The following is an 11,824-nucleotide window of genomic DNA, read 5'->3' on the forward strand; positions in this document are numbered from 1 at the left end:
AAAAAGATGAGAAATGTAAGAGTTGCAGCCATTCAGATGCAATGCGCTAAGGATGTGTCAACAAATATCCAAACCGCAGAGCGTTTAGTACGTCAGGCTGCAGAACAAGGCGCACAAATTATTCTTTTACCCGAATTGTTTGAACGTCCCTATTTCTGTCAGGAACGTCAGTATGACTACTACCAGTATGCCCAGTCGGTGACAGACAATACAGCTATTCAGCATTTTAAAACCATTGCCAAGGAGCTAAAGGTCGTTTTACCAATCAGTTTCTATGAAAAAGATGGTAATGTCTTGTATAACTCTATTGCCGTTATTGATGCAGATGGGGAAGTGCTGGGCGTTTATCGGAAAACCCACATACCAGACGACCATTATTATCAAGAAAAATTTTATTTCACACCTGGTAATACAGGTTTCAAGGTCTGGGATACTCGCTATGCCAAGATTGGGATCGGTATCTGTTGGGATCAATGGTTCCCTGAAACAGCGCGCTGTCTTGCATTGAATGGTGCTGAATTGCTCTTTTATCCTACAGCCATCGGTTCAGAGCCGATTTTGGATACAGATAGTTGTGGTCACTGGCAACGTACCATGCAAGGACACGCAGCAGCGAATATTGTTCCAGTTATTGCAGCCAATCGTTATGGTTTGGAAGAAGTCACTCCTAGTGAAGAAAATGGTGGGCAGAGTTCTAGCCTTGACTTCTACGGTTCATCCTTTATGACGGATGAAACAGGAGCTATTATCGAGCGAGCTGAAATACAAGGAGAAGCTGTTCTTTTAGCAACTTATGACCTTGACAAGGGAGCAAGCGAACGCCTAAACTGGGGACTCTTTCGTGATAGAAGACCCGAAATGTATCAACGCATCACAGATTAGTGTGGGAAAAATAGCAAATTCATTCTGCTAGACTAACTTCTTATTTACAACTATAAGATACTATGTTGTCTAGCAAGTGGATTTCATAATTTAACACTACAAGGCTTTCTCGCGCTTTGATGCGAGGAGCTTTTCTGTTTAAGCTTTATCAATAAAACATGCTATAATAGTTGCAGAAAGGTTGGTATTTATGGCTAGGATATTGGTTATTGAAGACAATAGTGACATTCAAGAGATTTTGCGAACACTTCTTACTGAGGAGCATGAAGTGATTCAAGCCTTTTCAGGAACTGAAGGCATCATGCGTTTTGACCAAGGTGGGATTGAACTCGTTTTGCTAGATATCATGCTTCCTGGGAAAAATGGTGATCAGGTTTTAAAAGCTATCAGGGAACAAAGTCAAATTCCAGTCATTATGCTAACGGCTTTGAGCGATAAAAAACTTATCAGCCAATACCTTTTAGACGGTGCCAATGATTACATAGTGAAACCTTTTGATTTGGACGAAGTCTTTGCTAGAGTTACTGTTCAACTACGCCAAAGTGCAGAAAAACAGCCTGTGGAAATTGTAAAAACTGAAAATCTGCCACAAAACTTGAAAAATATCCAGTTTGATGCAGAAAGTTTTGAAATCAAAAATAACCAGGAAACGATTCGCCTTGCCAAGAAAGAATGCTTGATTCTCCAAACTCTCCTCAAACATCCTAAGAAAATTTTCACCAAGGAAGAACTTTATGAATTGGTCTGGGAGGATAGCTACCTACCTGGAGATAATACCCTCAATACGCATTTGAGTAATCTTCGTAAAAAATTAAACCAGCTTGACCCAAATCAAGAATATATTGAAACCATTTGGGGAGTTGGGGTAAGATTAAAAGGAGACAAGCAATGACCTACATGATAATCTTTATCCTACTGGTACTCTTAATTATTTTATCGATTGCATTGATTCGCTACCATCTAGCACTTAAAAACCTGAGTCAACAGATTGAAGACAAGATTCTCACGGGTAGTATGAAAAGAGTCGGAGTCAGCATTTTTTCCAAACATTTTTTACATCTCTACCAGCAGATTGAGAATTTATTTCAGGAAGTAGAACAATCTCGGTTGGTGATGAAAAGGGAAAAGCAGACTCTGGATATGGCCATCAGCAATATCGCCCATGATATTCGGACCCCTCTGACTATCGCGTCAGGCTACACCCAACAATTGATAAAAAATCCTGAAGACAAATCAGAAACCTTACAAAAAATAGCCCAGCATCTTGATTTAGTTTCCAAACGTTTGGAGGCTCTTCTAGAATATCGTCGTTTGATGGAAGGAGCTGTCAAACCGAAACTGGAAGAAGTGGATCTTTCAGCTTTTATCACCAAAAAAACTCTGGCTTATTATGATGTTTTTCAAGTGGCAAATATCACGCTTGATTTTAAGGTCGAAGTTGGTCTGAAAATGAGGACTGATGAAGAGTTGCTGGATCGAATTTTACAAAATCTGCTTGGAAATGTCCTCAAGCATGGCAAGGAAGAAGCGCGTCTATCTTTGAAAAAGGAAAAGGAACAACTTGTCTTAGAGATTGCAAATCTTGTCAAACAGCCCATTAAAAAAATAGAAAATCTCAGCAACCGTTTTTATTCTGAAAATCTATCAGACACTGAAGAATCCTCTGGTTTAGGACTTTATATCACTGAGGAATTATGCCATCTTCTCGGTGCAGAGATGAAACTAGGCACAGATGGGCAATGGTTGTCGGTTTTCATTTACTTTTAACGAATAAACCTCCTCTGTAGCTAGAGGAGGTCATTTTTTTATAGACTTTTCTTTTTGAAAACTGTCAGTCCACTTAGATTAAAGATTACAATAACAGCTAAGGTAACTATAAGTGTATAGAAAATGGATTCACTATTAGCAGTCATAGCATAGAAAAACTGCAATGATAAATATGGCAAAATTTTGATACTTGGGAAGATGAGCACTGGCATAGAAAGTAAGATAGAGCTGACCAAATATCCAATAAATACTGCAAGATAAGAATGACTAACATAGAGGATGAAGGAAACAATGGAAAGCCAAGCAAGGAGGCAAAGGAATTGAAGGGAAATGGTTATCAGTAGATTGCCAATAAAGCCATCAGGCATAGTTCCAAATCCATTTAAGATAGTTGCTGGAATAAAGGCAATCACGAGACCGATGATGAGTTGCAAAAGTGCAATACAAGTCAATACAAAGGCTTTGGCAAGGAAAAACTCGGCGCGAGAAACACCCACTGTTAAATTATTTTTATAGAGTTTGCCGATTAAATCAACTCCAAGAACGAGGCAGGCTAGGACGATACAGAGAAAAACGAGGTTTGAACCTTGACTAGATGCGTTAATAAGTGCCTGTACACCGTCCCAACCATGGGTTGGAATTTCTGGTTCTTCTGTATTGATTGCCATCAGATGACCAGTAGCTCCAAAAATAGCCCCCATTAACATGAGTACAAAGAGAATGACCTCTGTAATCCAAAAACCTTTGGATCGGAAAAGACGGTAAAAGTCTGCTTGAATGGTATGTATCATGATTTTCCTCCTATTGGACCAATTGAGTAAAGTATTCTTCTAGGTTTTGACGGGCATAGTAAATCTCGTCAATGGCAACATCTGCCAAGGTTAATTGCTTAAGAATCTGTTTGACATCTTGTTCCTGACCAAAGATGTGAATTTCGTTTTCAGAATTAACAACCTTAAACTGGAGCTGGATTTGTTCTTTCAATACTTGACAAGCTTTCTCTTGATCAGCTGTCTTAAGGACAATATAATCCTCACTTAGTGTTTCAAATTCAGCTTTACTGATTTCACGGATAATCTTGCCTTGATCTAAAATACCAAAACGATTGGCTAGGAGATAGAGTTCTGACAAGATATGGCTAGAGATGAGAATGGTGATCCCTTTTTCTTGATTGAGCCGTTGAATCATCAGACGAAACTCTTTGATACCGATTGGGTCGAGACCATTGATAGGTTCATCTAAGATTAGGAAGTCTGGTTTGGATAGAAGGGCAATGGCGATACCAAGTCTTTGTTTCATTCCTAGCGAGAAATCACGAAAGACTTTCTTACCTGTATCTGACAAACCTACATAGTCCAGCGTTTCTCGAATGACTTGATCAGCATTTGGAATATGACGAATCATACAGTAATATTTCAGATTTTGATAGGCTGTTAAGTGATTATGAGCTACAGGTGATTCGATAACAGAACCTACTCGAGATAGGGCCTTGGTCCACTCATTTTCCGTTTGGCTAGAGAAGAGGGAAACAGTCCCTTTATCCGCAAACAGTAGTTGCGTAATGATTTTTATCAAGGTGGTTTTCCCAGCTCCGTTCTTTCCGATAAGTCCATAAATATCTCCTTCTCTTATCGTTAGATGAAGATCCTGAAGAATAGCTTGTTTGTCAAAGTTTTTGGACAATCCATGAATGTCAAGTACTGTTTTCATGATTCTCTCCTTTTGATTTATTTTGATAATTTTAGTATAAAGCATAGAAATCAAAGAAAGCTCAAGCATTTCTAAAGAGTTTCTAAAGTTTTAGGAATTCTTAAATATCAAAACCCAGTTGACACGAACTGGGCTTCTTAATTATAAAATATATTTCTCAATGGCACGCGCAACACCGTCTTCTTCATTGCTGGCTGTAACGGCATCCGCAAGAGATTTGACATAATCGCTGGCATTTCCCATAGCAATACCAAGGCCTGCAAACTGGAGCATTTCGATATCGTTATTAGCATCGCCCATGGCCATAATTTCTGACGGCTCAATCTTCAAAATATCTGCTAGTCGAGAAAGAGCAGTAGCCTTTGTCGTACCAAGTGGCATAGCTTCATAAATGACAGGCTGCGAACGAACTCCACTAAATCGTTGACAGAGTTCTGTAGCAAAACGCTCTTCAAAATCGTCTGTTTGACTCTCTGTACCCAAAAACATCCCTTGGAACATCCGGTACTTACCACTAGTCGCTTCCTCAAGAGAAATTTCAGTCAGGTCTGAAAAGACTAGTTTAGCATCATTTTGAATGATTTCATTAGGCTTACCACCGAGGACAAAATAATGCTCCTCATCAAAAAGAGTCAACTGAACATCACTTTTTTCAGCTAGGTCATAGAGGTATTCGATGTCTGCTGGACTAAGTTCTTGCCAGTCAACTAATCCCCAGTCACTTGTCTGGTGAGTTGAACAACCGTTGTTAACAATCACATACTCATTCTGAAGGTCAAGATCCAGTTTTTGATAGTAGGGAAGGACACCAAAAAGCGGGCGACCCGTACAGAGAACCAGTTTGACACCTTTTTCAATAGCTTGGTGAATAGCAGTGATGTGAGCTTGTGGAATTTCCTTGGCTTCATTGAGGAGGGTTCCGTCCATATCCAAGGCTAGTAGTTTAATCATAAGACTTCCTTCTTTATCTTTTGGTATTATTATAGCATATTTTGGAGAAGAAATTGATAGAAAGCTTGGGACTAATTGATTTTACAGTTTAGGATGTTTTGATAACAATTCATGATTTGGAGAGGATATTTTGCAAAGATATGCTATACTAAACTTGTTATACAGTTAAGCAAACCATTATATTCAATAGTCTAGTCAAGGAAAACAGAGGATTTAATATGAAAAAACGGATTATTCAGATTTTACTAGCATTGTCCTTAATTTTTTACAACTCAACTTGGTTTTGGAGGCTTTTCAATCATCTCGCAAAGCCTTATCTACCAGCAAGTCGTGAGTTTTTTCAGATTCTACTTTTGCTGGAAAGTGGTGTTCTTTTGTCAGCAGTCATCTATCTACTAGTTTTTGCAGGAAAGAAGACTTTTCATTTCAAGTGGCAGCTGAGGTACTTTATCTACCTTTTACTGGCCTACATCATGTCGTATATGTCGGACTTCTTCTTGTCTTATTTCATACCCTCGACTTCAAATCAAATCTCTTTGAATGAAACGATAGAAATGATGGGGAGACAGGAATTACCCTATTTCTTGCTCATAGCTTGCTTCATCGGCCCTATTGCTGAGGAATTGATTTATCGCGGTGTGCTTATGACAACCTTTTTCAAAAACTCACCTTGGTACGGAGATGTCTTGCTTTCTGCTATTATTTTCGGTTATATTCATATCAATTTCGCTTTAACTCCTCTTGCTTTTTTCATTTATGCTAGCGGAGGGCTTATTTTGGCTCTATTGTATCGCATGACAAAAAATCTCTACTATCCAATACTAGTTCATATTCTCATAAATATCACTGCTTTCTGGAATGTGTGGTTACTCCTATTTTCAGGAAGTTAGCTTACTAAAACAATGTCGGAACTTTCCGGCATTTTCTTTTTTCACAAATAATCAACGTTTTTCTTTTCGATATTGGAGTAGTGTGTATCCAGTTATTTTTTGAATTGATTTTGAAAATAAGATTAGCTTGAGAAAGGCAGATAGTGAAGATAGTTAAGAAGAATAGGATGTTCTTTTTTCCTTTTTGGAAAACTTCTAAAATATGGTATAATGAAAAGATAAAGAAGTTGGGGGTAGAAGATGAATATTCAACAATTACGCTATGTTGTTGCCATCGCGAATAGCGGTACTTTCCGTGAAGCTGCTGAAAAGATGTATGTCAGCCAGCCGAGTCTGTCTATTTCTGTTCGTGATTTGGAAAAAGAGTTGGGCTTTAAGATTTTCCGTCGGACCAGTTCAGGGACTTTCTTGACCCGTCGTGGTATGGAATTCTATGAAAAAGCGCAAGAATTAGTTAAAGGATTTGATATTTTTCAAAATCAGTATGCCAATCCTGAGGAAGAAAAGGATGAATTTTCCATTGCCAGTCAGCACTATGACTTCTTGCCACCAACTATTACAGCCTTTTCAGAGCGCTATCCTGATTATAAGAACTTCCGTATTTTTGAATCAACTACTGTTCAAATCTTAGATGAAGTAGCTCAAGGGCATAGTGAGATTGGGATTATCTACCTCAACAATCAAAATAAAAAGGGGATTATGCAGCGGGTTGAAAAGCTAGGTCTTGAGGTCATTGAATTGATTCCCTTTTATACCCATATTTATCTCCGTGAGGGGCATCCTTTGGCTCAGAAAGAAGAATTGGTCATGGAGGATTTAGCAGATCTACCAACGGTTCGTTTCACTCAAGAGAAAGACGAGTACCTTTATTATTCAGAGAACTTTGTTGATACCAGTGCGAGCTCACAGATGTTTAATGTGACAGACCGTGCTACCTTGAATGGTATTTTGGAGCGGACGGACGCTTATGCAACAGGTTCTGGTTTTTTAGATAGTGACAGTGTGAATGGCATCACAGTTATTCGTCTCAAGGATAACCTAGATAATCGCATGGTCTATGTTAAACGTGAAGAAGTGGAGCTTAGTCAAGCTGGAACTCTTTTCGTAGAAGTCATGCAAGAATATTTTAATCAGAAGAGGAAATCATGAAAAAAAGAGGAATAGTGGCAGTTATTGTACTGCTTTTGATTGCGCTGGATCAGTTGATTAAATCCTATATCGTCCAGCAGATTCCCCTAGGTGAAGTGCGCTCTTGGATTCCCAATTTCGTTAGCTTGACCTACCTGCAAAATAGAGGTGCTGCCTTTTCTATTCTACAAGATCAGCAGTTCTTATTTGCTATCATTACACTTGTCGTTATGGTAGGTGCCATCTGGTATCTACATAAACACATGGAGGACTCACTCTGGATGGTCTTGGGTTTGACCTTGATTATTGCAGGTGGTCTTGGAAACTTTATTGACAGAATTAGTCAGGGCTTTGTTGTGGATATGTTTCATGTGGACTTTATCAATTTTGCAATTTTCAATGTGGCAGATAGCTATCTGACTGTTGGAGTGATTATTTTATTGATTGCAATGCTAAAAGAGGAAATAAATGGAAATTAAAATTGAAACTAGCGGCCTGCGTTTAGATAAGGCTTTGTCGGATTTGACAGAATTATCACGCAGTCTTGCGAATGAACAAATTAAATCAGGGCAGGTCTTGGTCAATGGCCAAGTCAAGAAAGCTAAATACACAGTCCAAGAGGGCGATGTCGTCACTTACCATGTGCCAGAACCAGAGGTATTAGAGTATGTGGCTGAGGATATTCCGCTAGAAATAGTCTACCAAGATGAGGATGTATCTGTCGTTAACAAACCTCAGGGGATGGTTGTGCATCCGAGTGCTGGTCATACCAGTGGGACCCTAGTAAATGCCCTCATGTATCATATTAAGGACTTGTCGGGTATCAATGGGGTTCTGCGTCCGGGAATCGTTCACCGTATTGATAAGGATACGTCAGGCCTTCTTATGATTGCTAAAAATGATGAGGCGCATCTAGGACTTGCTCAAGAACTCAAGGATAAAAAGTCTCTTCGCAAATATTGGGCGATTGTTCATGGAAATCTGCCTAATGATCGTGGTGTGATTGAAGCTCCGATTGGCCGTAGTGAAAAAGACCGTAAGAAACAGGCTGTGACGGCTAAAGGGAAGCCTGCAGTGACTCGTTTCCACGTTTTGGAACGCTTTGGTGATTACAGCTTGGTGGAGTTGCAGCTGGAGACAGGGCGTACCCATCAAATCCGTGTTCACATGGCTTATATTGGTCATCCAGTCGCTGGTGATGAAGTCTATGGTCCTCGTAAGACTTTAAAAGGACATGGCCAATTTCTCCATGCCAAGACGCTAGGATTTACTCATCCGAGAACAGGTGAGACCATGGAATTTACAGCAGATATCCCAGATATTTTTAAGGAAACATTGGAGAGATTGAGGAAGTAAGAATGAAGTGTAAAAAGAAGTCCGGTATAATTATGGTAACTGCAATCTTAATCATAATATATATATATATATATATAACGGGTTAACGCTAGAAAAATATTTTGGCTTTTCCAGTAATAAAATACATTTTGTTAATGTACTGACTGCAGGAAGTGATGCTATTATTTTGGAAAGTAATGGTCATTTTGCCATGATTGATGTAGGAGAAGATTATGATTTTCCTGATGGTAGTAATCCTAAATATCCTTTGAGACCAGGAATCGGTACTTCTTATAAGCATGTAATGACCGATAGAGTATTCCGTCATTTGAAGGAATTGGGTGCCCGAAAACTTGATTTTATTTTGGTAACCCATACCCACAGTGACCATATTGGAAATATGGATGAAATATTAGATAAATACCCTGTTGATCGTATTTATATGAAAAGATATGATGATAGTCGTATAACTGATAAAAATCGTTTGTGGGATAATCTCTACGGATATGATAATGCGATTAAAGCTGCAAATCGTAATGGGGTGAAATTGATTCAAGATATTTCAAATGAAGAATCCCGTTTTACAATGGGAGACATGGATATTCAGCTCTATAATTATGAAAATGAATATGATGAGAATGGAAATCTTAAACCTGTTTGGGACGATAATTCCAATTCCTTGATTAGTGTAGTCAAAGTCAATGGCAAGAAAATTTACCTTGGGGGCGACTTAGATAATGTTCATGGAGCAGAAGACAAGTATGGTCCTCTTATTGGAAAAGTTGATTTGATGAAGTTTAATCATCATAAGGATACCGAAAAATCAAATACAAAAAACTTTATATTAAATCTATCTCCAGAAATCATAGTGCAGACAAGTGATGCTGTTCCAGGTTTTTATGATAGTCCTATTGTAGACAACCCTGAATATATAGCATGGTTAGATAGTTTAGGGATAAAGCGAATAAATGCAGCTAGTACAGAATATGATGCAACTGTTTTTGATATTAGACAAAATGGCATAGTTGATATAAGTAAACAATATAAAAAAATACCATCGTTTGTTTCGGGATGGCATCAGAAATCTAATGGCGATTGGTGGTACCAAGCACCAGATTCTACAGGAAATTATTCTATCGGTTGGAACGAAATTGATGGAAAAAGATATTATTTTAATCAAAAAGGAATTCTAATAGAGCAATAATGAAAAAGAAATTAACTAGTTTAGCACTTGCAGGCGCTTTTTTAGGTTTGTCATGGTATGGAAATGTTCAAGCTCAAGAAAGTTCAGGAAATAAAATCCACTTTATCAATGTTCAAGAAGGTGGCAGTGATGCAATCATTCTTGAAAGTAATGGACATTTTGCCATGGTGGATACAGGAGAAGATTATGATTTCCCAGATGGAAGTGATTCTCGTTACCCATGGAGAGAAGGAATTGAAACGTCTTATAAGCATGTTCTGACAGACCGTGTCTTTCGTCGTTTGAAGGAATTGGGTGTCCAAAAACTTGATTTTATTTTAGTGACCCATACCCACAGTGATCATATTGGAAATGTTGATGAATTACTGTCTACCTACCCAGTTGACCGAGTCTATCTTAAAAAATATAGTGATAATCGTATTACTAATTCTGAACGTCTATGGGATAATCTGTATGGCTATGATAAGGTTTTACAGACTGCCGCTGAAAAAGGTGTTTCAGTTATTCAAAATATCACACAAGGGGATGCTCATTTTCAGTTTGGAGACATGGATATTCAACTCTATAACTATGAAAATGAAACTGATTCATCAGGTGAATTAAAGAAAATTTGGGATGACAATTCTAATTCCTTGATTAGCGTGGTAAAAGTCAATGGTAAGAAAATTTACCTTGGGGGCGACTTAGATAATGTTCATGGAGCAGAAGACAAGTATGGTCCTCTCATTGGAAAAGTTGATTTGATGAAGTTTAATCATCACCATGATACCAACAAATCAAATACCAAGGAATTCATTAAAAATTTGAGTCCGAGTTTGATTGTTCAAACTTCGGATAGTTTACCTTGGAAAAATAGTGTTGATAGTGAGTATGTTAATTGGCTCAAAGAACGAGGAATTGAGAGAATCAACGCAGCCAGCAAAGACTATGATGCAACAGTTTTTGATATTCGACAAGACGGTTTTGTCAATATTTCAACTTCCTACAAGCCGATTCCAAGTTTTCAAGCTGGCTGGCATAAGAGTGCGTATGGGAATTGGTGGTATCAAGCACCTGATTCTACAGGAGAGTATGCTGTCGGTTGGAATGAAATCGAAGGTGAATGGTATTACTTTAACCAAGCGGGTATCTTGTTACAGAATCAATGGAAAAAATGGAACAATCATTGGTTCTATTTGACAGACTCTGGTGCTTCTTCTAAAAATTGGAAGAAAATTGATGGAATCTGGTATTATTTCAACAAAGAAAATCAGATGGAAATTGGTTGGGTAAATACTGGAGGTCAGTCCTATTATTTATCAAACGATGGCTCTATGAAGACAGGTTGGCTTCAATATAAGGGGCAATGGTATTACTTTGCTCAATCAGGAGAAATGAAAACGGGTTGGGTAAAAGATAAAGAAACCTGGTACTATATGGATTCTACTGGTATCATGAAGACAGGCGAGATAGAAGTTGCTGGTCATCATTACTATCTAGAAGATTCAGGAGCTATGAAGCAAGGTTGGCTTAAAAAGGCAAATGATTGGTATTTCTACAAGGAAGATGGTTCACGAGCTGTGGGTTGGATCAAAGACAAGGATAAATGGTACTTCTTGAAAGAAAATGGTCAATTACTTGTGAATGGTAAGACACCAGAAGGCTATACTGTTGATTCAAGTGGTGCCTGGTTAGTGGATGTTCCGGTAGAGAAATCTGCTACAACTAGAGATACAAGTAACTCAGAAATAAAAGAATCGAAAGAAGTAGTGAAAAAAGATCTTGAAAATAAAGAAACGAGTCAACACGAAAGTATTACAAGTTCTTCAACTAGTCAAGATTTGACTTCTTCAACTTCACAAAGCTCTGAAACGAGTGCAATCAAATCGGAATCAGAACAGTAGTAAAAAAGAAGGTTTTAGGGCCTTCTTTTTTCTATCAACTCTTTTCTATTTCCTGCCATTCATGTTATAATGGA

At 38.2% G+C, this 11,824-nt stretch carries 11 protein-coding genes and 2 pseudogenes; 9 read left to right on the forward strand and 4 right to left on the reverse strand.

Annotation, left to right across the window (positions count from 1 at the left end; genetic code table 11):
- Positions 1–6: 6 nt before the first annotated feature.
- The 3 genes from aguB to DSY56_RS01235 all read left to right on the forward strand — a co-directional run bounded on the left by aguB (position 7) and on the right by DSY56_RS01235 (position 2,649).
- Positions 7–882, forward strand: coding sequence for an N-carbamoylputrescine amidase (aguB, locus tag DSY56_RS01225; protein ID WP_112443584.1), 876 nt, complete (start codon positions 7–9; stop codon positions 880–882).
- Positions 883–1,072: 190 nt separating this feature from the next.
- Positions 1,073–1,774 (forward strand): response regulator transcription factor, encoded by a 702-nt coding sequence (locus DSY56_RS01230; RefSeq protein ID WP_112443585.1) that lies wholly within the window; start codon positions 1,073–1,075, stop codon positions 1,772–1,774.
- Complete coding sequence (locus DSY56_RS01235) at positions 1,771–2,649, forward strand: sensor histidine kinase (protein WP_112443586.1); 879 nt, start codon at positions 1,771–1,773, stop codon at positions 2,647–2,649. Before DSY56_RS01230 ends, DSY56_RS01235 begins: the two co-directional genes overlap by 4 nt.
- Before the next feature lie 38 nt (positions 2,650–2,687).
- Here the strand turns inward: DSY56_RS01235 and DSY56_RS01240 are convergent, their stop codons facing one another.
- The 3 genes from DSY56_RS01240 to DSY56_RS01250 form a co-directional block, all read right to left on the reverse strand.
- Positions 2,688–3,440 carry an ABC transporter permease gene (locus DSY56_RS01240; protein ID WP_112443587.1) on the reverse strand — a complete coding sequence of 251 codons (753 nt, stop codon included), beginning with the start codon at positions 3,438–3,440 and terminating at the stop codon, positions 2,688–2,690.
- Positions 3,441–3,450: 10 nt separating this feature from the next.
- A complete protein-coding gene (locus DSY56_RS01245; RefSeq protein ID WP_112443588.1) occupies positions 3,451–4,359 on the reverse strand; it encodes an ABC transporter ATP-binding protein in 909 nt (302 codons plus the stop codon).
- A 141-nt stretch (positions 4,360–4,500) separates the two neighbouring features.
- Positions 4,501–5,310 carry a Cof-type HAD-IIB family hydrolase gene (locus tag DSY56_RS01250; RefSeq protein WP_112443589.1) on the reverse strand — a complete coding sequence of 270 codons (810 nt, stop codon included), beginning with the start codon at positions 5,308–5,310 and terminating at the stop codon, positions 4,501–4,503.
- A 218-nt stretch (positions 5,311–5,528) separates the two neighbouring features.
- Here DSY56_RS01250 and DSY56_RS01255 point away from each other — a divergent pair, with 218 nt between their 5' ends.
- On the forward strand, positions 5,529–6,200 hold the full coding sequence (locus DSY56_RS01255; RefSeq protein ID WP_112443590.1) for a CPBP family intramembrane glutamic endopeptidase: 672 nt from the start codon (positions 5,529–5,531) through the stop codon (positions 6,198–6,200).
- Between the two features lie 51 nt (positions 6,201–6,251).
- On the opposite strand, the pseudogene DSY56_RS12190 reads toward DSY56_RS01255, so the two are convergent.
- Positions 6,252–6,448 (reverse strand): annotated as a pseudogene (locus tag DSY56_RS12190) (AraC family transcriptional regulator).
- Here DSY56_RS12190 and DSY56_RS01265 point away from each other — a divergent pair.
- The 5 genes and pseudogenes from DSY56_RS01265 to cbpE all read left to right on the forward strand — a co-directional run bounded on the left by DSY56_RS01265 (position 6,441) and on the right by cbpE (position 11,750).
- Positions 6,441–7,349, forward strand: a complete 909-nt coding sequence (locus DSY56_RS01265) for a LysR family transcriptional regulator (RefSeq protein ID WP_112443591.1) — start codon at positions 6,441–6,443, stop codon at positions 7,347–7,349. The pseudogene DSY56_RS12190 and the gene DSY56_RS01265 sit on opposite strands and share 8 nt — an antisense overlap.
- The gene (lspA, locus tag DSY56_RS01270) at positions 7,346–7,807 is read left to right on the forward strand and encodes a signal peptidase II (protein ID WP_112443592.1); all 462 of its coding nucleotides are present in this window, start codon (positions 7,346–7,348) and stop codon (positions 7,805–7,807) included. Before DSY56_RS01265 ends, lspA begins: the two co-directional genes overlap by 4 nt.
- A complete protein-coding gene (locus tag DSY56_RS01275; protein WP_112443593.1) occupies positions 7,797–8,684 on the forward strand; it encodes an RluA family pseudouridine synthase in 888 nt (295 codons plus the stop codon). The genes lspA and DSY56_RS01275 overlap by 11 nt, the downstream gene beginning before the upstream one ends.
- 109 nt (positions 8,685–8,793) lie before the next feature.
- Positions 8,794–9,861 (forward strand): annotated as a pseudogene (locus tag DSY56_RS01280) (MBL fold metallo-hydrolase); the annotation flags it as partial.
- A gap of 5 nt (positions 9,862–9,866) precedes the next feature.
- Complete coding sequence (gene cbpE, locus DSY56_RS01285; protein WP_112443594.1) at positions 9,867–11,750, forward strand: phosphorylcholine esterase CbpE; 1,884 nt, start codon at positions 9,867–9,869, stop codon at positions 11,748–11,750.
- Positions 11,751–11,824 lie beyond the last annotated feature (74 nt).

It is taken from the genome of Streptococcus sp. 596553, assembly GCF_900411395.1.
Classification (GTDB): Bacteria; Bacillota; Bacilli; order Lactobacillales; family Streptococcaceae; genus Streptococcus; species Streptococcus mitis_BA.

What these genes read in the sequence shown, in the direction of transcription:
- aguB (WP_112443584.1), top strand. Translation starts at nt 7, where the DNA reads ATGAGAAATGTAAGAGTTGCAGCCATTCAGATGCAATGCGCTAAGGAT.
- DSY56_RS01230 (WP_112443585.1), top strand. Translation starts at nt 1,073, where the DNA reads ATGGCTAGGATATTGGTTATTGAAGACAATAGTGACATTCAAGAGATT.
- DSY56_RS01235 (WP_112443586.1), top strand. Translation starts at nt 1,771, where the DNA reads ATGACCTACATGATAATCTTTATCCTACTGGTACTCTTAATTATTTTA.
- DSY56_RS01240 (WP_112443587.1), bottom strand. Translation starts at nt 3,440, where the DNA reads ATGATACATACCATTCAAGCAGACTTTTACCGTCTTTTCCGATCCAAA.
- DSY56_RS01245 (WP_112443588.1), bottom strand. Translation starts at nt 4,359, where the DNA reads ATGAAAACAGTACTTGACATTCATGGATTGTCCAAAAACTTTGACAAA.
- DSY56_RS01250 (WP_112443589.1), bottom strand. Translation starts at nt 5,310, where the DNA reads ATGATTAAACTACTAGCCTTGGATATGGACGGAACCCTCCTCAATGAA.
- DSY56_RS01255 (WP_112443590.1), top strand. Translation starts at nt 5,529, where the DNA reads ATGAAAAAACGGATTATTCAGATTTTACTAGCATTGTCCTTAATTTTT.
- DSY56_RS01265 (WP_112443591.1), top strand. Translation starts at nt 6,441, where the DNA reads ATGAATATTCAACAATTACGCTATGTTGTTGCCATCGCGAATAGCGGT.
- lspA (WP_112443592.1), top strand. Translation starts at nt 7,346, where the DNA reads ATGAAAAAAAGAGGAATAGTGGCAGTTATTGTACTGCTTTTGATTGCG.
- DSY56_RS01275 (WP_112443593.1), top strand. Translation starts at nt 7,797, where the DNA reads ATGGAAATTAAAATTGAAACTAGCGGCCTGCGTTTAGATAAGGCTTTG.
- cbpE (WP_112443594.1), top strand. Translation starts at nt 9,867, where the DNA reads ATGAAAAAGAAATTAACTAGTTTAGCACTTGCAGGCGCTTTTTTAGGT.